At 40.2% G+C, this 21,269-nt stretch carries 21 protein-coding genes; 11 read left to right on the top strand and 10 right to left on the bottom strand.

The window, feature by feature from the left end:
- Positions 1-6: 6 nt before the first annotated feature.
- The 3 genes from CLV81_RS18810 to CLV81_RS18800 are packed head-to-tail and all read right to left on the bottom strand — an operon-like array spanning position 7 to position 3,380.
- Positions 7-1,914: a fumarate reductase/succinate dehydrogenase flavoprotein subunit gene (locus CLV81_RS18810; RefSeq protein WP_106147724.1), complete on the bottom strand. Its 1,908-nt coding sequence runs from the start codon at positions 1,912-1,914 to the stop codon at positions 7-9.
- 7 nt (positions 1,915-1,921) lie between these two features.
- The gene (locus CLV81_RS18805) at positions 1,922-2,575 is read right to left on the bottom strand and encodes a succinate dehydrogenase cytochrome b subunit (protein WP_106147267.1); all 654 of its coding nucleotides are present in this window, start codon (positions 2,573-2,575) and stop codon (positions 1,922-1,924) included.
- Positions 2,576-2,582: 7 nt separating this feature from the next.
- Positions 2,583-3,380 carry a universal stress protein gene (locus CLV81_RS18800; RefSeq protein WP_106147265.1) on the bottom strand — a complete coding sequence of 266 codons (798 nt, stop codon included), beginning with the start codon at positions 3,378-3,380 and terminating at the stop codon, positions 2,583-2,585.
- 324 nt (positions 3,381-3,704) lie between these two features.
- Between CLV81_RS18800 and CLV81_RS18795 the strand changes: the two genes are divergently transcribed.
- The 11 genes from CLV81_RS18795 to CLV81_RS18745 all read left to right on the top strand — a co-directional run bounded on the left by CLV81_RS18795 (position 3,705) and on the right by CLV81_RS18745 (position 16,811).
- On the top strand, positions 3,705-4,856 hold the full coding sequence (locus CLV81_RS18795) for a universal stress protein (RefSeq protein WP_106147263.1): 1,152 nt from the start codon (positions 3,705-3,707) through the stop codon (positions 4,854-4,856).
- 7 nt (positions 4,857-4,863) lie between these two features.
- Entirely contained in the window at positions 4,864-6,609 is a 1,746-nt protein-coding gene (locus CLV81_RS18790) for a V-type ATP synthase subunit A (protein WP_106147261.1), read from the top strand.
- Positions 6,590-7,900 (top strand): V-type ATP synthase subunit B, encoded by a 1,311-nt coding sequence (locus CLV81_RS18785; protein WP_106147259.1) that lies wholly within the window; start codon positions 6,590-6,592, stop codon positions 7,898-7,900. Before CLV81_RS18790 ends, CLV81_RS18785 begins: the two co-directional genes overlap by 20 nt.
- A gap of 13 nt (positions 7,901-7,913) precedes the next feature.
- On the top strand, positions 7,914-8,513 hold the full coding sequence (locus CLV81_RS18780; RefSeq protein ID WP_106147257.1) for a hypothetical protein: 600 nt from the start codon (positions 7,914-7,916) through the stop codon (positions 8,511-8,513).
- Entirely contained in the window at positions 8,510-9,079 is a 570-nt protein-coding gene (locus CLV81_RS18775; protein ID WP_106147255.1) for a DUF2764 family protein, read from the top strand. The genes CLV81_RS18780 and CLV81_RS18775 overlap by 4 nt, the downstream gene beginning before the upstream one ends.
- Before the next feature lie 2 nt (positions 9,080-9,081).
- A complete protein-coding gene (locus CLV81_RS18770) occupies positions 9,082-9,693 on the top strand; it encodes a V-type ATP synthase subunit D (RefSeq protein ID WP_106147253.1) in 612 nt (203 codons plus the stop codon).
- Positions 9,690-11,546: a V-type ATP synthase subunit I gene (locus tag CLV81_RS18765; protein ID WP_158259159.1), complete on the top strand. Its 1,857-nt coding sequence runs from the start codon at positions 9,690-9,692 to the stop codon at positions 11,544-11,546. The genes CLV81_RS18770 and CLV81_RS18765 overlap by 4 nt, the downstream gene beginning before the upstream one ends.
- Before the next feature lie 10 nt (positions 11,547-11,556).
- Positions 11,557-12,024 (top strand): V-type ATP synthase subunit K, encoded by a 468-nt coding sequence (locus tag CLV81_RS18760; protein ID WP_106147249.1) that lies wholly within the window; start codon positions 11,557-11,559, stop codon positions 12,022-12,024.
- A gap of 87 nt (positions 12,025-12,111) precedes the next feature.
- Positions 12,112-12,792: a response regulator transcription factor gene (locus CLV81_RS18755; protein ID WP_106147247.1), complete on the top strand. Its 681-nt coding sequence runs from the start codon at positions 12,112-12,114 to the stop codon at positions 12,790-12,792.
- The gene (locus CLV81_RS18750; protein WP_106147245.1) at positions 12,789-14,036 is read left to right on the top strand and encodes a sensor histidine kinase; all 1,248 of its coding nucleotides are present in this window, start codon (positions 12,789-12,791) and stop codon (positions 14,034-14,036) included. The genes CLV81_RS18755 and CLV81_RS18750 overlap by 4 nt, the downstream gene beginning before the upstream one ends.
- A 54-nt stretch (positions 14,037-14,090) precedes the next feature.
- Complete coding sequence (locus CLV81_RS18745) at positions 14,091-16,811, top strand: phosphoenolpyruvate carboxylase (protein ID WP_106147243.1); 2,721 nt, start codon at positions 14,091-14,093, stop codon at positions 16,809-16,811.
- 222 nt (positions 16,812-17,033) lie between these two features.
- Here the strand turns inward: CLV81_RS18745 and CLV81_RS18740 are convergent, their stop codons facing one another.
- The 7 genes from CLV81_RS18740 to CLV81_RS18710 all read right to left on the bottom strand — a co-directional run bounded on the left by CLV81_RS18740 (position 17,034) and on the right by CLV81_RS18710 (position 21,247).
- A complete protein-coding gene (locus tag CLV81_RS18740; protein ID WP_106147241.1) occupies positions 17,034-17,744 on the bottom strand; it encodes a YebC/PmpR family DNA-binding transcriptional regulator in 711 nt (236 codons plus the stop codon).
- A 75-nt stretch (positions 17,745-17,819) separates the two neighbouring features.
- Positions 17,820-18,104, bottom strand: a complete 285-nt coding sequence (locus CLV81_RS18735; RefSeq protein ID WP_106147239.1) for a 4a-hydroxytetrahydrobiopterin dehydratase — start codon at positions 18,102-18,104, stop codon at positions 17,820-17,822.
- A gap of 156 nt (positions 18,105-18,260) precedes the next feature.
- Positions 18,261-18,497: a hypothetical protein gene (locus CLV81_RS18730; protein WP_106147237.1), complete on the bottom strand. Its 237-nt coding sequence runs from the start codon at positions 18,495-18,497 to the stop codon at positions 18,261-18,263.
- Complete coding sequence (locus CLV81_RS18725) at positions 18,491-18,856, bottom strand: DUF6090 family protein (protein ID WP_170068335.1); 366 nt, start codon at positions 18,854-18,856, stop codon at positions 18,491-18,493. Before CLV81_RS18725 ends, CLV81_RS18730 begins: the two co-directional genes overlap by 7 nt.
- 257 nt (positions 18,857-19,113) lie before the next feature.
- Entirely contained in the window at positions 19,114-19,845 is a 732-nt protein-coding gene (locus tag CLV81_RS18720) for a LytR/AlgR family response regulator transcription factor (protein WP_245912089.1), read from the bottom strand.
- A complete protein-coding gene (locus CLV81_RS18715) occupies positions 19,842-20,858 on the bottom strand; it encodes a sensor histidine kinase (RefSeq protein ID WP_158259158.1) in 1,017 nt (338 codons plus the stop codon). The genes CLV81_RS18720 and CLV81_RS18715 overlap by 4 nt, the downstream gene beginning before the upstream one ends.
- A gap of 20 nt (positions 20,859-20,878) precedes the next feature.
- Positions 20,879-21,247, bottom strand: coding sequence for a DUF4907 domain-containing protein (locus tag CLV81_RS18710; RefSeq protein WP_106147231.1), 369 nt, complete (start codon positions 21,245-21,247; stop codon positions 20,879-20,881).
- Between the last annotated feature and the right edge of the window lie 22 nt (positions 21,248-21,269).

Genomic DNA, 21,269 nt, shown 5'->3' with positions numbered 1-21,269 from the left:
TATCTTCTATTTATAACTGCGAACGGTAGGTTGCACATTTTCGAATTCCAGAGCTTCTTTGTGAAGTTTGAATTTACCTTGGTCATATTCCCAAGCGGATACATAGGAGTATCCCTCATCGTTGCGAAGGGCTTCGCCCTCATTGGTTTGATATTCTTCCCTGAAATGAGCACCACAAGATTCTTCACGTTCTAGGGCATCGGTACACATTAAAAGCCCCAATTCAATAAAATCGGCAAGGCGCAGTGCCTTTTCCAGTTCTGTGTTCATCTCATGGTAGCCACCCGTAATATTTACTTCTTTCCAGAAGGCCTCCTTAATCTTTTGAATTTGAGAAATGGCTTTGACAAGTCCTTCTTTGTTTCGACTCATGGCACATTCTTGCCACATCACCTTCCCCAGTTCACGATGAAAATGGTCTACAGTTTTGTTGCCTTTTACCAACATCAACTTGTTGATGTGTTCCGCAACTTCATTTTCTGCCTTTTCAAATTCGAGATGTTCCGTTGAGACAGGGTCCTCCCTTAAAGCATCTGCCAAATAATTATTGATGGTATTGGGGAGGACAAAATATCCGTCGATGCTCGCCTGCAGAAGCGAATTGGCCCCCAAGCGATTGGCCCCATGGTCAGAAAAATTACATTCCCCAATGGCATAAAGACCCGGTATCGTGGTCATGAGTTCATAATCCACCCAAAGACCACCCATGGAAAAATGAGCTGCTGGAGAGATTTGCATAGGCTCCCGATAGGCATCCACACCGGTAATCTTTTTGTACATTTTAAAAAGGTTGCCGTAACGATCCTTTATGGTTTCAATACCAAAATTTTCAATGGCGTGTTTAAAGTCCAGGTATACCGCATTTTTTAATCGGCCTACACCGTACCCGGCATCTATACATTCCTTAGCTGCCCTAGAGGCAATGTCTCGAGGAGCGAGATTCCCAAAACTTGGGTACCGTCGTTCCAGATAATAATCGCGCTCTTCTTCCGGAATATCGTTGGCCTTTCGACTATCTCCTTTCTTTTTAGGCACCCAAATTCGTCCATCGTTACGAAGGGATTCCGACATTAGTGTCAGTTTGGACTGAGCATCGCTAGTTTGAGGCAACGCTGTTGGATGGATTTGCGTAAAACTGGGAGCCGCAAAGAAGGCACCACGTTTATGGGCTTTCCAAATGGCACTTCCATTACATCCAATAGCTAAGGTTGAAAGTCTAAATACCCTGGAATACCCGCCTGTGGCCAATACGACGGCATCGGCAGCAAAGCGTTTCAACTGACCCGTAACCAAATCCCGAACAATAATGCCCTTTACTTTCCCATTGATAACTACCAAGTCCAGCATTTCATGTCTAGGGAACAATTCCACCTTTTTCGCCCGTTTCATTTTGTACAATTGGGAATAGGCTGCCAACAAAAGTTGCTGTCCGGTTTGTCCACGGGCATAAAAGGTGCGTTGTACTTGAACACCACCGAAACTTCTATTTACCAAAACGCCACCATACTCGCGGGCAAAGGGAACACCTTGCTGTACATAATGGTCAATCAAAGGAGCTGAGAGTTCGGCCAATCGATATACGTTGGCTTCCCGAGAACGAAAATCCCCGCCCTTTAGGGTATCATAAAACATGCGCCATACGCTATCGCCATCGTGCTGATAATTTTTTGCTGCATTAATGCCTCCTTGTGCAGCGACAGAATGTGCTCTTCGGGCGGAATCTTGGTAGCAAAAGCACTTAACATCATACCCAAGTTCGGCCAGTGTAGCAGCAGCACCTGCTCCCGCTAATCCGGAACCCACCACAATGACATTTAGTTTTTTCTTGTTGGCCGGATTTATCAGCTGGGATTTTAGTTGATAGTTACGCCATTTATTTTCTAAGGGGCCCTCTGGAATCTTTGATTGTAGCATCTTTTGTTTATTTAAAAAAGACAATGATTGGAATGATACCAAAACCCAAAGCCATAATGCCAGCATAAATCAGGGAAACCTTGGCTAAAATTCGTAAACCCTTTTTATGATAGAACCCTAGTGTCATGAACGCGCTTTTCAATCCATGATAGAGGTGTAATCCCAAGGGAATCATCAATAAAGAATAGAAAAGTACATAATAACTATTTTGAAAAAGACTATAGGTAACTTTATAAACGTCAACGTGACCTTCGGAATCCAAGCCCACACCTTCTCCCAATCCAAGTTTAATTCGTGCCCAAAAATTGGCAAGATGCACCACTATGAACAACAATACCGTAATCCCCAAGAGTCCCATGTTCTGAGAGGTCCAGCTACTATTTTCCCTAAACCTGTTGACTGCATATCCCTTCCTTTTGGCTTTTCGGTTATTGACGGTGACCACGAGAGCATAAATAACATGTAGCACAATGGAGAGATACAATATGTAAGCGACAATTTTTATAAACGGACTCTCGCGGAGGGTAGTGGAATAAGAATTATACAAACCTCTGGCTACTTCTTGTGGTAAAACCAAAATACTGTTCGCGGATAGGTGCACGATTAAAAACAGGCAAAGGAATAAACCTGTAATTGCTATGATGGATTTTCTGAAATACATCTAAAACTTAATCATGAAGAATGAGCAAAGGTATTGGGCTGTTAAAAGTCTGTTTTAAGGTAACACTTTCGTTTAATAATCGCTCTATAAATCCTTTTTTAGTTCGGATAAGGCAAAGAAGTCCTGCAAAATCGCGTAGCAAGTAATCATTAAGGTCAGTATGGGTGTCACCTGTACCAAAAGCGTAATCAACGGATGGGTTCAAATCTTCAATAGCCTGTAGAGCCTTTTCAATTTGTGGTGTCTTTTCTTCAGCAATGTGTAGAACTTTAACCTTACTCTGATGTTCGACGGCAATCCTTCGAAGAGGTTCTATTACTTGGTCGTCAGAAAATGGGTCATCACTAACCGCAAACACAATTTCTTTAAGTGGGCGAAAAGTGTGGCCATCCGGCACTACAATTACTGGAGCCGAAGTTTTGGAAATCACGCCTCCGGCTACACTGCCCATAAAAACCTCTTTAAGTCCGCTTGCACCTTTTGTTCCCATCACAATGAAATCAAAATTTCCAGTATCCCCTAATGCCACGATGGTAGATATGGGGGAGTTTTTGGTAATCTTTGAGGAAAAGACTACATCAGGAAAGTCTTTTTGAAATTTATTTAAAAGCTTATCCATTTCCAGTTTAGCATCCTTTTCCAGCACACCATCAATATTCTTCATGAGTAGAGCAGCGGTGGATTGTACACCATAGGTATGTAGTACGGTTATTTCAAGATCGGATTCCCCAAACAGTTGAATAGCATATAACAATGCATTAGAAGAGGTATCTGAAAAATCTACAGGAACCAGGATTTTGTTCATTTTGTTGGTATTTAAGAGGACATCTAATTGTTTATCAGATATCCGTGTCTTTTTACACTAACAAGGTATAAACAGATTCTTTAGCAAAACTTTAGACAGAATAAAGTGAAGTAGTTTCTTGAAAACATTAATTACCCCCTTTTATAATGCACTATATATAGATTTTTTAAACAAATCTTAAATACGCTTTCCAAGCACCTATTCTTAAGTTTCTCTAAAGAATTGAGTGATAGTTTTAATAAACAAAAAGAGTTTCAAAATCGGAGTGGAAAGAAAACTCATATTTCCCTCCACTGAACCTAAAGGCCATTTAAAACAAATACTATGAAACTTTTAAAAAAGATATTGGTAGCCCATGATTTTGGAAAGTCTTCCCAAAATGTAATTTCCAGTGCTATTGAACTGGCTAAAATATTTCAATCCACAATCGTACCTATACATGTACTCCCAGATGATATTGAGAACCAAAAGGCAATGGCGCTATTGAATGAAACAGCGCTGACAAAATTGAATGAAACCGCTAAAATGATTGCGTGTGAAGGACTGGAAACGGGAGAACCCATTTTGGTGGAGGGCGTTCCTCATGAAGCAATTGTTAGGGCTGCGGTAAAAGTAAGTGCCAATCTCATTCTAGTGGGATGTGGAGAAACCCAAAAAGCAGATACTTTTCGGTTGGGCACCACCGCCGAACGCATTATCCAAAAGAGCGAAAAACCTGTTTTTGTAATTAAAGAGGAGATTTTGCTCAATGTCCATCATATTTTGTGTCCCGTTGATTTTTCCGAAGCTTCAAAACGGGCATTACAAAATGCGATTACAATGGCCCGTAAATTTAAATCTGAGCTGACTATCCTTAACGTTTGTGAACAGGCCAAGGCATCATGGTTAACTTCCGATAATCTTTTACAAACGGTAAATGAAGAGAAATGCAAAGAGGAAAAAGAAAAGTTTGAAACCTTTTTGGAGGAATTCAATTTGGCCGATGTGAACTGGACCAAAGAAGCCCCTATAGGAAATCCAGCTGAAGAAATATTGAGTACTGTCTCAAAAAAGATGATTGATTTGTTGATTATGGGAACATCGGGAAGAACAGGACTCAACCGCATGTTTATGGGTAGTGTCACTGAAAAGGTTGTGCGCGAAGTCCCTTGTTCCTTTCTGACTCTAAAATCAGAGGATGTTATCTCATTGGATCTAAAAACGCACATAAGGGATATTGAAGAGTTGTACGAAACTGCCATGGAGTTGGTTGATAATGGTTTTTTCTATGAGGCTATCGGACATTTAAAAGCGTGTTTGAACATAAACGATATGTATGTACCGGCCTACAAGGGAATTGCGAAGGCATATGACAAACTGGACCAACCTGAAAAGGCGAGATTCTATAGAATGCATGCGAGCGATATCATGGAAAAGATTTGGTACCAAAAGATAGAGGATGAGGTCCGTAAACTGAGAGGAAGTTCAGAACGATAAGGATACTATGCAACAAGCAACGGGAAAAGTTCATAGTGTCAACGAGTCACTTGTTGGTGTTCATATCAACGAAGGGGCCATAATGAATGGTGAGGTAGCTTACATTATTCTTGAGGATGGGAAACGACTCAAGGCTGAAGTTATAGACGTAAAGAAAGGTAAAAAAGTCTACCTGCAGGTTTTTGAGGATACGAGTTGGATGAAAGTGGGTGACCCAGTTGAATTCTCGGGACTTCCCTTATCGGTAAAACTTGGCCCGGGCATACTTGGTTCTGTTACTGATGGCCTTCAGAACCCTCTTTATGAACTTGGAAAAATTGAATGGTTTTTGGAACGGGGCCTCGAGGTAGAACCCTTGGATAACACCAAAAAATGGCACTTTACTCCTTTCGTCAAAAAAGGAGATATAGTAACTGGTGGCTCCGTGTTGGGCTCTGTGCCCGAAAAACTATTTGAACACAAAATTTTTGTACCCTTTTCGATCCAAGGAAATTATATTGTCGAGCAAATTGCATCTGAAGGAGAATATACCATTGACGAAACCATAGCTATTGTTAATGACATTGTGGGTAAAACAATAAGGTTGACAATGGCTTTTGAATGGCCGGTAAAAAAGCCTATGCCATTTTATGAACGTTCTGTACCTACTGACCCAATGCCTACGGGAATACGTATTTTGGATGCCCTTTTTCCCATTGCGCAAGGCGGTACGGCTTGTTCTCCAGGTCCTTTTGGAGCAGGCAAAACCGTTTTGCAACATAGTCTGGCCAAGCATTCCCAAGCTGACGTAGTCATTATCGCGGCATGTGGTGAGCGCGCCGGGGAGGCTGTAGAGGTTTTTAAGGATTTTCCTGAATTGATTGACCCCCGTACAGGTAAATCATTGATGGACCGTACCTATATTGTTGGCAATACCTCTTCAATGCCGGTGGCTGCTCGGGAAGCGTCCGTTTATCTCGCGACCACTGTTGGGGAATACTACCGAAAACAAGGATTGAACGTGCTAATTTTAGCTGATTCCACATCCCGATGGGCACAGGCACTTCGAGAAACTTCTGGTCGTAAAGAAGAAATTCCCGGCCCAGAGGCTTTCCCGATGTATATCTCTACTTTGATTTCTGCTTTTTATGATAGAGCAGGAGTTGAAGTCCTAAGTGATGGAAAAACAGGTTCACTAAGTATTATTGGGACGGTTTCCCCAGCCGGTGGAAATTTTGATGAGCCAGTAACACAAGCTACTCTTTTGAGCACAGGTGCCTTTTGGGGCCTGTCAAGAGCTTTATCGGATGCTAGAAAATATCCTGCTATTGACCGCATAGATAGTAATTCCAAATATCCGTCATTATTGGAAAAAGATGAAGTTTCCTATCTGTTAGAGTTGCTTCGGGAAGGTAAGGCCATTGCCTCCAATATTATCTTAATGGGGGAAAAAGGCATTACTGATGAATCCTACATCCGCTACCAAAAAGCTGAATTGGTAGATGCCGTATTTCTACAACAAAACAGTTTTCATGAAGTAGACGGCGTAACCAACCCAGAACGGTTAAGATTTATGTTCAACATGGTCAAGAAAATCTTGGATTCACCAGTACACTTAAAGGGAAAAGGGGAAATCCGTTCACATTTCAATTTTATTCGACAGGCTTTTCAGGATTGGAATTATACGCCGGAAGGTGAAGATGGATTTGATAAACAAAAAACGAGACTATTGAATTTGGTTAAACAAATGGGGCATGTTGCAGAAAACGTATGAGAACATAGATAGTATTGGTCGTGCGATTCTCAGCATCAACGCTCAAGGAGTGCACAACAAAGAATTGGCAGAAGTCATTTATCCAAGTGGGGAAAAGGCTTTTGCCCAAGTAATTGCGCTGGATGGAGACCAAGTAACCCTGCAGTTGTATGGTGGTGGTTTTGGCGTTTCCACCAATTGTAAAATCCGTTTCTTGGGGAAACCCATAGAGGTCGGGTTTTCTGATGATATGCTAGGTAGGGTATATTCTGGAAATGGACAACCTATTGATGGGGGACCGGAATTATTGTCGGATATGGTTAGAGTTGCAGGACCATCCATTAACCCAGTTAAGCGATTGATTCCGAAGGACATGATTCGCACCGGTGTGCCCATGATTGATGTGTTCAATACTCTGGTACGTTCGCAAAAGATTCCAATTTTCGCCAAGGCCGGTGAACCGTATAATCGGTTGCTGGCGAACATAGCTACCCAAACCGATGCAGATATTATTATAATTGGTGGTGTTGGTCTCAAATATGATGAATACCATTACTTCAGGGAACGTATTGAGCAGGCCGGCAGTAAAAACAAGACCATCATGTTCATACACACTCATAGGGATTCCATTGTGGAAGGACTAATGGTGCCAGATTTGACTTTGGCAGTAGCTGAACAATTTGCATTACAGGGCAAGAACGTGTTTGTCCTTTTGTCAGATATGACACAATGGTCTGATTATTTACGCCAAGTGGCCAATGCGCAGGACCAAATCCCGGCTAACCAAGGGTATCCAGGGGACCTCTATTCCCAACTTGCCAGTCGCTACGAAAAGGCAGCAGACATTGAGGGTGCGGGAAGCCTAACCGTTCTAGGGGTAACAACAATGGATGATGTTACCCATCCCGTACCCGATAATACGGGCTACATTACAGAGGGTCAGTTTTATATGAAGGATGGCTATCTAGAGCTGTTTGGTTCTTTGAGTCGTTTGAAACAACAAGTTAATGATCGAACACGCACTGACCATCGTAGCATAATGAATGCCATGGCACGACTGCTTTCAGAAGCTGAAGAGCGGGTCAAGGCACAGAAATTTGGCTCGGTTAAGGATGACTATTCTCTACGATTATTAGAGTACCGAAAAACCTTTCAGAAAGAATTGATGGACCCATTCCGTTATTTGGAATTGGAAGATGCCTTGGACATCTGCTGGGATATTTTAGCACAACATTTTAAGAAGGAAGAGGTTGGACTTTCTTCCAAGTTGATTGAGGACTATTGGCCGGAACAAGAAGAGCAGAATAATTAAAAGGACGGGATCCATGAGTGAAAAGAGTCTTGATGAACTGATAACTACTCTAAAATCGGAAGCTATAGAAGCTGCTGACAAAGAGGCCAATCAGATTTTGGAAAATGCACAGAACCAAGCCCAAAGAATTATCACGGAAGCCGAGGCAAAAAAGGTGGAATTGCTAAAGCAGGCCCAAAAAGAGGCTCAGGCTACCCTCAATAAGGGAGATGCAGCATTAAAACAGGCAGCCAGAGACCTTAAGGTCTCCGTTCGAAATGACTTGCTCAGGTTGCTAAAGGTTGTGCTGCAGCAGGAAGTGGAAAGCAGTTTTACTCCAGAACTTATAGAAAATGCAGTGCTTAAGGTTATTGAAAATGTAGGTAGCGGCTCAGCATTGCAACTTGCCGAAAGTATGGAAACAAAACTGGCCGAAAACATTTGCAAACGCTTACAGTCCAATAGCAATATCAGTGAGATAACGAAGGATTCGAATCTTCTAATTGGTTTTGTGGTCACAAAAACCAAAGAAGGGTGGAGCTATGAAATCACACCTGAGGAAGTGACCGAATTGTTGAACAAACACCTCGGCCCGCGATGGGCGCTTATGCTTAAAAATACTTCAGAAGGATGATTGCAGGAAATCTAGAGTACCTCATGGCTAGCCTACCTCACCTATCTTTTCAAGATACGGTAGAGGAACGTTCCAAGGTTCTTTCCTTATTTCGGAAATATGCAGGTAGTTTAGAAGATAAAGAAGATATGGCAATCGTCTTGGAGGAAGAAGCGCAACGGTTTCTGGGTACCATGGATTATGAAATCTTTCAAAAAGTAGATTTGAATACTATCCATCAGGAAACCTTTCAAAAAAGTAAAAACAAGGTTTTGTCCACATTTTCAAAGTATATGAATGCCCTAAAGATTGACCTCGAAAGACTCCGTATCTCACGAAAAAATGCAAAGGAGCCATCCGACTTAAACAAGCAATTCTTGCCTCTTATACAAGGAACGCCTTTGGAAGAAGAACAACAAATCCTTAAATGGCAATGGAATACCCTGGAAGAACTGTCCATAGGGCATTATACCGATTTTGAAGCCTTATGCCTTTATAAATTGAAACTGTTGTTGCTACTGCGGTGGTGGAGTTTTGACGAAAAAATTGGGTTTGACAACTTTTTGAACCTTACAAAAAAGGACTGATTATGGCGGACAAGATTTTGATGAACAAAAATACTCTAGCTGCATTCAAAATAGAACTCAAAGAGTACCATACGGCCCTACCTGTCTTTGAAATGAAAGAGCAACAATTGAAAGAGGTTGTACTAAGAACTGAAAATAATATTTCCCGTTTAAATGCAGCAATTTCTGCTGTCAATGAGCAAACAAAAGAGTGGGTGGCAGTTATGGCAGAAGATACCGTTGACCTTTCGGTAATGGCAAAAGTTGACCGCATTATTACCAAAAAGCAGGAAATCGCAGGAGTAACGATTGAAGTCTTTGAAAACATAGTCTTCGAAGATTTGGAGATGGACTTTTTCAATACGCCTCTATGGGTTGATGCCGCATTGGATGCAATACGTGAACAGAAAACCAATAGCACGCTGGTGGAAATTGAAGAACGCAACTTAGCACTACTACAGGAGGAATTGGCGGAAGCGCGAAGAATGAAAAATGCCCTCAAGGAGGTATTCATTCCGGAGACTAAGGAAAATATCCGAAAGATTGAAATCTACTTGGGTGATGTAGAGCGTTTGGCGATAGGATGTGCCAAGCTTGTAAAAAAGAAAAAAGAAGAGAAGAAAGTGCTGCTATGATTGTAAAGATGAAGGAAATAGTACTTTTTACCACGGCACGTTCTGCGGATGAAGCTATCTTGAAATTAGGGGAACTTGGCGTTGTCGACATCCAAGAAATCAATCTACCAATGAACGGTATTTTGGAAAGGAGGACAAAGGCCTTTAATCGTTCTGAAATGGCACTTAGGATATTAAAGGAGCATATAAAAAAGAAAAAAGGAGCTCGAAAGCGCATAAAATATGTAGTTAGAGACCCCAAGCAATTGGTAGATCGCATACTAAAGACAGCAGAAATACGGCAAAAATGCCAAGAAAGGCTGGACGACCTTAACCATCAGTTAGATTGGTACAACACATGGGGTGAAAAAGTGAATGTCAAAGACATTTATCATTTACAAAAAAAAGGATTGTACCTAAGATTGTATTTGTTGGAAAAGTCCATGGCAAACTCCTTGGGGCAGAAATATACCTTGGTGAAACTTCAAGAAGTTGACGGCAAAATTCTAACCGTATTAATCACCCAGGACGAAACGGAGAAGTTAGACCATAGAGAGGAGCCTTTACCAAAATTACCCTTTGAAGACGTCAAACAGCAGTTACTGAGAAAAAACCGGCAGTTGGCTGAGGTAGAACATTTTTTAAAAGACCAAACCGAAAATATTAAATGGCTTGAAGAATACCAATTGCTATTAAAGGACCAAGCGGGAATACAACAAGCATTGGAAGCTATGGGTGATGTGGAAGGAAAACTAAAGTACCTCAAAGGATACATTCCCAAAAACACAGTGGTGGATTTTGTTGCTACAGCGAAAGAGAATCATTGGGGGTATCATATTGTTGACCCGGAAAAACCAGAGGAAGTCCCGGTATATATTAAGAACCCGAAATGGATAAGCATCATTAATCCAATTATGAAGTTTATCGACATCATTCCAGGTTATAAAGAAGTAGATGTCTCCATTTATTTTTTGGTAACCTTTGCTCTATTTTTTGCCATGTTGGTGGGCGATGCGGGTTATGGATTTATCTTTCTGTTGTTCACTTTCCTACTTCGCAAAAAGCTTTCCGGTCAGATGCGAGTGTTGATTTATGTTTTAAGTGGAGCTACGATTATTTGGGGGGTGCTCAGTGGCACCTATTTTGGCTCCGAACAGATAGCCGCATTACCCATTCTTAACAATTTAATCATTCCTCAAATAGCAAGTTTTGGTGTGGATAATATTTCCTTTATGATGCATCTTTCGTTTTTGATTGGGGCCATTCACCTTACCGTTGCCCATGGCATTCGGGTAGTTCAGTACATCAATTCCATAAAAGCATTGAGTGAAGTGGGGTGGATTGCATTGGTTTGGGGACTATTCTTGATTACCGAACAACTGGTGCTCGGTCAAGCTATGCCGGAATGGGGTCCATGGCTATTTATTGGAGGTGGGGTATTGGTGGCATTGTTTTCGATGGAAAGCAAGAACATTTTTAAAAGCATGGGGGTCTCATTAGCCAATTTGCCCCTTAGTCTTATCAGTGGATTTTCGGACATTGTTTCCTATGTCCGGCTCTTCGCAGTGGGAATGGCCACAGCTGCAGTCGCAGCCAGTTTTAACAATATGATATTACCGGAAGGAATATCAGGTATGGGGATTGTTAACCTGCTCATGGCGGCCATTGCCCTCCTCCTTGGACACGGTCTAAATATTGCCTTAGCGCTTATGGCCGTAATGGTACACGGTATTCGATTAAATATGCTGGAGTTTGCTGGGCATTTGGGTGTTCAGTTTTCAGGTGAGGCCTACAAACCTTTTCGACTGATTTCTTCAAAACACTTGTACAATGACGGGAAACCATTTGTCCCCAACAAATACGACAATCAATAAAATATAGATAATGCTAGATATAACTTTTTTGACAACAACAGTTACCGGATTGGGCGACATGGGTATGTCCCTGGGCATTGCTTCCATAGGGTCCGCAATTGGGACCGGTATAGCGGGCATGGCCGCGATTGGTTCTTGGAAAAAGATGATACTGAACGGGCAAAAAGCGGCAACCGCCCTGCTCATTTTTGTGGGAGCACCCCTATCACAAGTCATATACGGAATGATTCTTAAAAATGCTATTGCCGATGCCGATTTGGCTCCCGACTCCTATTTATGGCAGATTATTATCGGTCTTATAGCTGGGTCAGCCATGGCAGGTTCCGCCATTTTTCAGGGAAAGACCGGAGCACGTGCCTGTGATGCCATTGCCTCAGGGGCAAATGACACTGCCAAATACATCATGATTATTGGGATAGTGGAAACCGTTGCACTTTTTGTGATGATATTCACGATGACTGGATTACCTACTCAATAAACGTGGGACATGGTGTTTCGTCATATTTTATCCCAAATCCGGGCACTATTTTTAGCTCAAAAGTGAACATAACATACTTAGCCGGTTATGAAGATTTTGGTCATTGAAGATAATGTTGAACTGCTTCAGGATATTCAGAACTTTCTTGAAGAGGAAGGCAATATCTGTGAAATTGCCCCTAACTACAAATCGGCCTATGACAAAATTGGATTTTTTCCTTACGATATCTTAATTGTCGATATTTCCTTAACTGATGGTAACGGTTTAGACATCATCAGGGCTGTAAAAAGAGAGAACATTGATGCTGGAATTATTATCATCTCAGCAAAGAATGCGTTGGAAGATAAAATCCATGGATTGGAGATTGGCGCCGATGATTATCTGACCAAACCTTTTTATATGACCGAACTCAATGCCCGAATCAAAGCTCTTTATAGAAGAAAAGTGTATAGAGGTAATCGAGAGATTTTTTTTAATGAAATAAAAATAAAACCGGAAAGCTATGAGGTTTTTGTACAGGACCAACTTTTGAACCTTACCAAAAAGGAATTTGACATTATTCATTTTTTTGTTGTCAACAAGCATCGGTTATTGACCAAAGAGGCGATTGCTGAGCATCTTTGGGGCGACCATATAGAAATGGCCGACTCTTATAAATTCATCTATACCCATTTGGCCAACCTTCGAAAGAAAATAGCAAAACTGGGAGGTAACAACTACGTGCAAACCATTTATAGTGTCGGATATAAATTCACAGATCGCGAATGAAGCTTATTAAGAAGACTAACACGTACTATTTGTTTTTTTTGGCTCTTTTGTTTCCCATTATGCTTGGTGTGGATTATTACGTAATTCAATATACCGTCAATTATGAGGTTGAAGACATTCTTCTTCACGAGCAACAACGTATCAATTACCATCTTGCAGAAAACAAAGAGTTGCCTTCCTCCAATTACCTCATGGAGACCAAAGCACTCCATAGCAATAAAAATTTGTTAGGAGTATTCAGGGATACTGTTATTTATGAAGCCTATGCAGATAAAAACGTTCCCTATCGATTATATTCCTTTACTGCCACGAAAGGGGAACTACCGCTTAGGGTTACACTCAAACATGTATTATTGGAAATCAATGAATTGATTTGGTGGCTTTTTATGGGGACCAGTTTCATCTTATTGCTTTTAGGCATTGGGTTTTATTTTATAAACAAGAAGATTTACACATGGGCTTGGAACCCTTTTTTTGAAAACCTATCCAAGCTCAAAAGCTATGGTGTAACCCAAGAAAAGCCCATTCACTTAAAAAGCTCTAAAATAAGCGAGTTTGAGGAGCTGAACGAAGTGGTAACCACTCTTATGGAACAAGTACGAAAAGATTTTCAAAATCTTAAGGAGTTCAATGAAAACATTTCCCATGAAATTCAGACTCCTCTTACAATAATCCGAAATAAGGTCGTGCTCTTGTTGGGGAGTGGAAATTTGGATAAAAAGGAACTTAAATTGATGCAGACAATTCATCAAGAAACCAATAAGCTATCAAAAATTGGAAAGGCGTTAACTTTAATCTCAAGGATAGAAAACCAGGAGTTTAAACGATTGGATAGTGTTGACTTATGTGCTATGGTAACAAACATTGTCAGCAACATGGAAGAAATCATCCAATTTAAAAAACTACAAATAGATGCCAAGCTGGATACGGTAGTGATAGAATGCGATCATGTATTGGCCGACATTCTTTTCACCAACCTCGTTAAGAATGCTGTACAGCATAACACGCAAGGAGGATTCTTGAACCTTCAGTTGAATCAAGAAAAGTTTACCATAAGCAATAGCGGTGAGATGCCGGAAGTGGAAATGGAAAGATTGTTTATGAGATTTCAAAAGGGAAACCCTGCAAAAGATTCTGTTGGCCTTGGACTGGCCATTAGCCAAAAAATCTGTGAAATCTATGGTTTTCGGTTGGTTTATGAGAGAAATGCCAAAACGCACTCGTTTTCGGTATTCTTCCAATAACAATCCTCTGATTTTCCTGCATTATAAATGATGAAATAAATTGAAATACACCGAATGGAAAAGAAAAAATCCTTGGAGCTGAAAGGGCTAGAGAAGATAAGACGAGATTATGCATATCTGATTAAAATTTTTCAAGAAATGCTTCGGTCTTTAGGTGAAACTGAACTAGCCCATATAATTGCATATGAAAAAGATGGTCATGAAAAAAAACCAAAACACGTAGCTGACGAAAAATTAGCACAGGCGTTGGGTATATCATTTGAGTTGCTCAATCTTGTAGAGGAAAATGCAGCTACACAATTTCGTAGGCAAGCCGAAACCCAGTTAGGATTGGAGTCTACAAGAGGGTCTTGGGCGGAAACTTTTTCGCTATGGAAAAAAGCTGGAATCAAAGCAGAGGAGATAGCAGAGCTATTGCCAACAATTAATGTAATGCCCGTATTAACGGCCCATCCAACGGAGGCCAAAAGGCTTACCGTTTTGGATATTCACCGAGAACTCTACGTATTGTTAGCAAAGAATGAGAACCCGATTTGGTCCGATTCTGAGCGGGATGCTATTGAACAGGAAATAAAAAGTGTATTGGAGCGATGGTGGCGAACGGGCGAAATCTATCTGGAAAAACCAAGACTAGAAGATGAGCGTAGCAATGTGATGCATTATTTTGTCAATGTATTCCCCAAGGTACTGCCTCTCACCGACCAACGACTGCTGGATGCGTGGAAGCATGCAGGGTTCTCTTCAAGCTTATTGGAACAACCGGAACAGTATCCCAGTTTGCAATTTGGAAGTTGGGTAGGAGGGGACCGCGATGGACATCCGTTTGTGACCCCGGAATTTACGGCGTCCACCTTGTTAATGCATCGAAGGGCCGCATTAAAAATCCTTAAAAGAGAATTGGAAGCTTTGGCACAAAAACTCAGTTTTTCCAAGTTTTTGAGCGAAGTACCAAAAGGTTTTCTGTCTGAAATCCAATCACAGGCGAAAGTTTTGGGAATAAACGGGCAGAAAGCACTAGAACGCAATCCTTCCGAACCTTTACGTCAATTTCTCAATGTATTGTTGGTGCGTATGGAGAATACCATGGAAGGTCATTTTGATTCTGAAGGGCTAGTGTATTTTAGGCGAGCAACTGATTTGGCGACCGAACTTAAGAAACTCCGAAAGGTACTGTTGGATTTAAAGGCCCATTACATTGCTAAACAATATCTTTTTCCCGTAGAGCGATTGTTGAACTGCATTGGTTTCCATTTGGCAAAATTGGATATCCGTCAAAATAGCGCGTATCACGAAATTGCCATGAGTCAAGTATTAGCCGCTTCAGGATTTGAGGATAATAATTATGAGGATTGGGATGAGGAAAAAAGGCTTTCTTTCCTTAACCTGGAACTTAAAAGCAATCGTCCTTTTCTGGTAACTGGAACCCAATGCGGGCCTGAAGCTGACAACGTCTTAGGATATTTCAGGGAAGTAAAAAAACATACCGAATTATATGGCACCGACGGTATTGGTTCAGTTATCGTGAGTATGACACGCAGTTTGAGTGACCTTCTTGTTGTGTTCTTGTTTCTTAGGGAGGTTGGTCTTCAAAATGCTCATCTACCGGTAGTTCCCCTTTTGGAGACCATTGATGATCTTATTGCTGGACCCAATATTCTCGAAGCCTTTTTGAACCATCCAATGATGAAAGAACAGCGTGAACAGAAAGCGGATTTTGTTCAGGAAGTAATGCTGGGGTACAGTGATAGTAACAAAGATGGTGGGATATTAACCAGTCGATGGAACATTTATAAAGCTGAGGAAAATCTTACCAAAGTAGGGAATACATATGGAGTTCGACTACGATTTTTCCATGGTCGTGGTGGCACAATTAGTCGAGGTGGTGGAAAAATCCATCGCTTTTTGGAAAGTATGCCTCCAGGTGCCATGAGCGGCGATATAAAAATGACTGTACAGGGCGAGACCATTGCCAATCAGTTTGCCAATCGCTTGAACGCTTCTTACAATCTAGAGATGTTCCTTTCGGGCACGGCCAGACAAACTAAGAGGACTTTGGATGAAAGAAAGGATAAAAAATTATATGCTGCCATGGACCGTCTTGTAGTATTGGCAAGAAGCCAATACAGGCAACTATTGGACGATCCAAGATTCATTGAATTCTATAGCTATGCTACCCCCATAGATGTGTTGGAGCAAAGTAAAATTGGTTCCAGACCTGCTCGTAGAACAGGTCAAAGGTCATTGAGTGATTTGCGTTCCATACCCTGGGTGTTCAGTTGGAATCAATCACGGTTCAACTTGACAGGATGGTTTGGTACGGGTACTGCCCTAGGCGCTTTTAAAGAGAATTATCCAGATGATTTTGAGTATTTGAAAAAAGTGACCCAAGAATGGCCGTTGTTGAAATATAGTTTGATTCAAATTGAAACGAATCTTTTGAATTCCAATACGGAAATCATGCGGGTTTTTGCCGACATGGTACCCAATCCTTCTACTAAAAATGACCTGTTAAAACTCATTATGGAGGATTATAATACTTGTTTAAATCAAATAGAGATTCTTATGGGAGCGTCTGTTGAAGAACGCAGGATTTCAAGACTTGAAAATAATAAGCTTAGAAATGAATCATTGCAGCTATTGCATGAAATGCAAGTAAGACTATTGAAAAAATGGAGAAAAATAAGGGAAAGTGACCCAGATGAATCAGAAAAACTTCTCCTAACACTTTTGTTGTTGGTCAATGTTTTATCCGGGGGACTAAAAGGTACGGGCTAAAATGGCCTTATTCAAATTTTGAGGGTGATAGTGGCGAAATCGAGAAGTTAAAGATTCAAAGAATGCATTGCATTTAGTCTTAATTAGAAACCCTATTTTCCATTGCAGGGTTTTCTTTGAAGTGGAATAAAAACAAACAATTATAGATGATTTAAGGAACTCGATACGAAATGAAAATGATCGAGTCGCCTAGTAGTCATAACTAAAAGGGAATGACGTGAATTATTCTTTCATTGTATGATATACGTTCTGTACATCATCATCCTCTTCGATTTTTTCCAGGAGTTTTTCAATATCTTCCACTTGTTCTTCCGAAAGTTCCTTGGTCACTTGTGGAATACGCTCAAAGCCAGAAGATAAAATCTCTATACCACGACTTTCCAATTCTTTTTGGATAGCGCCAAAACTTTCAAAAGAGGCGTAAATCAGAATACCATCATCATCTACAAAGACCTCTTCGGCCCCAAAATCTATCATTTCCAATTCCAGTTCTTCCGCGTCAAGACCTTCCGCGGCAACTCTAAAATTGCAAGTATGATCAAACATAAATTCCACTGAGCCGGAAGTTCCCAAGCTCCCATTACATTTATTAAAATAGCTCCGAATATTTGCTACGGTTCTGGTATTATTGTCCGTGGCTGTTTCTATGAGTATTGCTATTCCATGAGGTCCGTAACCTTCAAAAAGAATTTCCTTAAAATCACCCAAACTTTTGTCAGAAGCTCTTTTAATGGCTCGTTCAATATTATCCTTGGGCATATTCACGGACTTGGCGTTCTGTATTACTGCCCTTAATTTGGAATTGGAGTCTGGGTCTGGTCCGCCTTCTTTTACCGCAATTACGATTTCCTTACCAATTCTTGTGAATGCTTTGGACATTGCTGACCAGCGCTTCATCTTTCTAGCCTTTCTAAACTCAAACGCTCTTCCCATAGGTGATTTTTAATCTGAACAAGGGCAAATTTAGAAAAAAAAGACCCTGTGTCAAGTAGGAAAGAATTTTGAAATCTAAGAGTTAATTATGGACTCAATCGTCTTGGCCAAATCAAAATCGTAGGAGGTTATTCCTCCTGCATCGTGGGTATTAAGCTTAATGGTAAGTCGATTATAAACATTTTCCCATTCGGGATGGTGGTTGGCTTTTTCGGCCTCAAAGGCAATATGGGTCATTACTGAGAAAGCTTCTTTAAAATCAGCGAACTGAAACGTCTTCACTATGCTGCCGTTTTCATACTTCCAGCCTTCCAAATTGTTCAGTTCATTTTTTATTTGAGTTTCATTCAATTTCTCCATTTTCACGTTATTTTTTAGCTTGGTACTTATCCAATTCGGATTCACACAATGCTAGTATTTCCTGAATATAAATTAGCAATTTTTGTTGATAGTTTACTCTCAAAGTTTCGAGCCAAGTCTTTGAAATCAAAAGGCCTAAATAGGCCTCATTTTGAATCAATTTCTTAACAGGTAAATTGTTTTTTTCTCAGAGATATCCAAACCCAATGCTCTACGTTGAACATCATGAATTAGGAATGGTGCAATATCTGCTGATAGCTTGTTCATCTCCACCAAATAACTCATTGATTCATCATGATCTTCAAACCCGGAATCAATGTCTGCCATAAACTGGGAGAGAATACTTTTTAAATCATCATTTTCTAGAATTTCGATTTTACTGGAACTCACCATAGCATCATAGGTTCCAGTGACGAATTGAGTATTCCACCATGATTTGGCCCAGAGGTTACCCAAAATTGAATGGAGTCTTGACTTACCGTCCCTTGTTCAGATTGCATGACTTGAATAAGCGATTTGCTCATTCTTATCATGTCCTCTTCCTTGTCAATGGCTTCTTCAATCCTAAGCTTATTTTCGTTGAAGTCCTCAACTAAGGAAATCAATATTTTTTCTTCCTCTATTTTCAGTTTTCGGGTTTCACTCCAATTATTAATTTGTAGGGCAATTAAAATTCCAATGACCACTAGAATAATTTCTCCAATAGCATATATGAGGTAATTTCGAAATTTGTTTTCTGAAAGGAGTTTCATCCTAATTTTGCGGAAAAGCTTTATCATCTATTATTTAAATGTTTTGACCATTTAATTTAATGATTCCTTTTAGGAAAAATTGTTTATAATCCTTAGAATGAAATCTAAGGTCGTAGCCAGAAAGATAATAAAATACTAAGTAATGTAGTAAGTCTTGTTTGTTATCCAATAACCCAGAATTCAAAGAGCCTCTGAATTCTATTTCGACCAAAAACTTATTGGTTGCGTTGTAGATAGGGAAAGAGTGAACGTTTATTTTAAAGCCCTAATCTACCTAGAAAACTCTCTTTAAAACTCTCTCCAATTGGTATCCTGATATCATCAATTACAATCTTACTTCGTTGTATTGATTTTATTTTGCTGATGTTCACTACAAAGGACTTATGAACCCTCATGAACTGTTCACTGGGCAGCTTCGTTTGAATTTCCTTAAAGCTCAATAAAGTCAAAATGGGTTTAGGCTGATGGGTATGTATTTTCAGATAATCCTTTAGCCCTTGAATGTATTTTATGTCTTCCATATTAATCTTCACACTTTCATATTCAGATTTCACAAATAGAAAATTGCTGGAACTTCCCGGATTACCTGAAGATGGACTTACATTTTCGTTTCCTTTTATAGAAAGATTATCAAATTCCATAAGTTTTTTGACTCTATTGATGGCCTTGATAAAGCGAACAAAAGGGATAGGTTTTACCAAGTAATCCACAGCATTCAAATCAAATCCTTGGGCAGCATACTGGGAGTAGGCGGTGGTAAAAATAAAGTGGGGTTTATTATCTATGGATTTTATGAAATCTATCCCATTGATTTGTGGCATTTCAATATCCAAAAAAACCAAATCAATCTTTTCCTTTGACAAAAGGGTTATGGCCTCAAAAGGATTTGTGAAAGAGGCAATTACATTTAGTTCACCCAAATCCTCACAATAGGAATTCAGAACCCCTATGGCCAATGGTTCATCGTCGATTATAATACACTTTATCATGCTAACTGAAGTTCAAGATTAACCATATAATTCCCATTTTCTTTGGTAATAAGCATACTATGTTCCTCTGGGAATAAAATCTGCAATCTGTTTTTGATGTTTTCTAAACCTATTCCAGAGCTTTCCAAGTCTTTTTTATAAGGTCCAATTTTATTTGTCACCCTAAAGAATAAGGTTTCAGAAACTATTTTTAAGTTTATGTCCACATAGGTGTCTCCCTTAAAATCTGTTCCGTATTTAAAAGCGTTTTCAACAAATGGAACCAGCAGCAAAGGGGCGATTAATTTATCTTCATATTCTCCAGAAACTCTTAGTTTTACGTTTTTGCTATCGGATAAGCGTAGTATTTGCAATTGGACAAAATTCTTGATGTAATCAATTTCCTTGGTCAATGGAACAAGCTCCTTTTTGGCTTCGTAGAGCATATAGCGCATAAGCTCAGATAGGGTAATAACGGCTTGAGGTGCCTCTGAACTCTTTTCCCGCACCAAGCTATAAATACTGTTCAATGAATTGAACAAAAAATGAGGATTCAATTGGGCCCTTAAAAATTGAAGTTCCGTCTCTTTCCGACTCATCTCTTTGATGCGGCTGCGTTTTTCCCTTTTGTAAATGTCCTTAGTGAGTCCCATAACGCCACCTAAAAGAAAAAAGGAAAAAGATGCTATGGCAAGCATGGCTTCAGACATGCGCTTCAAAGGCATCACATTGGTCACGCCCGTAAATTCGGAAATCCGGTTTAACGGGCCTGTGGCAAAGTATGTATTCACTACCATGTTGAATACTATTAACAGGAGAACAGAAACCAGAATATATTGCCAAAGCCTCTTCTTAAGCAAGAGCACGGGTACCAGAATGAGATAATTTACATAGGTCAAAAAGGGTGTGATGACAATTCGTGGCAAGAAATCAAAATGAACTTCCCCAAACTGGGAGAAGCTCAAGGCTAATGGAAAGGAAATAAAACATATCCAAACAATGATATGTATGTAAACCTCTTTAATTTTCAACATTCCCATCTTAGTTTGATTTCTTAAAATATGGAATCTTTTTTTGAATGAGAGGCAATTACCTCGATAAGTTCCCTTTTTTGAATGACTGGCGGTTCGTGATTTCTCAGTTTTCGCAGGACCATTTCTCCCAGCTCTGTAGCCATTTGCTCTGTAGCAATCCTATTTTTTCCTTGTAGCAGGGGCAGGTTTTCTTGATGAATCAAAAGTCGTTCTTTATGGTATATGGAGTACACCCACCCTTCTTTATCCCGGGACTCACTTACAATCAGTTCGAGACCGTCCTTCTTCACGGAGGTTTGAAAACTGAATCCAAGCCTGACGAACCAAAAGAAAAGCAGGCCTATAAAAATAAAGATTAAGGCATACAAATAGCTGTCCTTTTTTTTCATAAGAACAGGACTATATCAATGT

Source organism: Flagellimonas meridianipacifica (assembly GCF_003001695.1).
GTDB lineage: Bacteria > Bacteroidota > Bacteroidia > Flavobacteriales > Flavobacteriaceae > Flagellimonas > Flagellimonas meridianipacifica.
Note: the sequence above shows the minus strand (reverse complement) of the source record. Positions and strands in the feature narration are given on the sequence as shown.

Bases quoted from the DNA above. Each gene is read 5' to 3' on its own strand.
- CLV81_RS18810 (WP_106147724.1), bottom strand. From the start codon at position 1,914: ATGCTACAATCAAAGATTCCAGAGGGCCCCTTAGAAAATAAATGGCGT.
- CLV81_RS18805 (WP_106147267.1), bottom strand. From the start codon at position 2,575: ATGTATTTCAGAAAATCCATCATAGCAATTACAGGTTTATTCCTTTGC.
- CLV81_RS18800 (WP_106147265.1), bottom strand. From the start codon at position 3,380: ATGAACAAAATCCTGGTTCCTGTAGATTTTTCAGATACCTCTTCTAAT.
- CLV81_RS18795 (WP_106147263.1), top strand. From the start codon at position 3,705: ATGAAACTTTTAAAAAAGATATTGGTAGCCCATGATTTTGGAAAGTCT.
- CLV81_RS18790 (WP_106147261.1), top strand. From the start codon at position 4,864: ATGCAACAAGCAACGGGAAAAGTTCATAGTGTCAACGAGTCACTTGTT.
- CLV81_RS18785 (WP_106147259.1), top strand. From the start codon at position 6,590: ATGTTGCAGAAAACGTATGAGAACATAGATAGTATTGGTCGTGCGATT.
- CLV81_RS18780 (WP_106147257.1), top strand. From the start codon at position 7,914: ATGAGTGAAAAGAGTCTTGATGAACTGATAACTACTCTAAAATCGGAA.
- CLV81_RS18775 (WP_106147255.1), top strand. From the start codon at position 8,510: ATGATTGCAGGAAATCTAGAGTACCTCATGGCTAGCCTACCTCACCTA.
- CLV81_RS18770 (WP_106147253.1), top strand. From the start codon at position 9,082: ATGGCGGACAAGATTTTGATGAACAAAAATACTCTAGCTGCATTCAAA.
- CLV81_RS18765 (WP_158259159.1), top strand. From the start codon at position 9,690: ATGATTGTAAAGATGAAGGAAATAGTACTTTTTACCACGGCACGTTCT.
- CLV81_RS18760 (WP_106147249.1), top strand. From the start codon at position 11,557: ATGCTAGATATAACTTTTTTGACAACAACAGTTACCGGATTGGGCGAC.
- CLV81_RS18755 (WP_106147247.1), top strand. From the start codon at position 12,112: ATGAAGATTTTGGTCATTGAAGATAATGTTGAACTGCTTCAGGATATT.
- CLV81_RS18750 (WP_106147245.1), top strand. From the start codon at position 12,789: ATGAAGCTTATTAAGAAGACTAACACGTACTATTTGTTTTTTTTGGCT.
- CLV81_RS18745 (WP_106147243.1), top strand. From the start codon at position 14,091: ATGGAAAAGAAAAAATCCTTGGAGCTGAAAGGGCTAGAGAAGATAAGA.
- CLV81_RS18740 (WP_106147241.1), bottom strand. From the start codon at position 17,744: ATGGGAAGAGCGTTTGAGTTTAGAAAGGCTAGAAAGATGAAGCGCTGG.
- CLV81_RS18735 (WP_106147239.1), bottom strand. From the start codon at position 18,104: ATGGAGAAATTGAATGAAACTCAAATAAAAAATGAACTGAACAATTTG.
- CLV81_RS18730 (WP_106147237.1), bottom strand. From the start codon at position 18,497: ATGGTGAGTTCCAGTAAAATCGAAATTCTAGAAAATGATGATTTAAAA.
- CLV81_RS18725 (WP_170068335.1), bottom strand. From the start codon at position 18,856: ATGAAACTCCTTTCAGAAAACAAATTTCGAAATTACCTCATATATGCT.
- CLV81_RS18720 (WP_245912089.1), bottom strand. From the start codon at position 19,845: ATGATAAAGTGTATTATAATCGACGATGAACCATTGGCCATAGGGGTT.
- CLV81_RS18715 (WP_158259158.1), bottom strand. From the start codon at position 20,858: ATGTTGAAAATTAAAGAGGTTTACATACATATCATTGTTTGGATATGT.
- CLV81_RS18710 (WP_106147231.1), bottom strand. From the start codon at position 21,247: ATGAAAAAAAAGGACAGCTATTTGTATGCCTTAATCTTTATTTTTATA.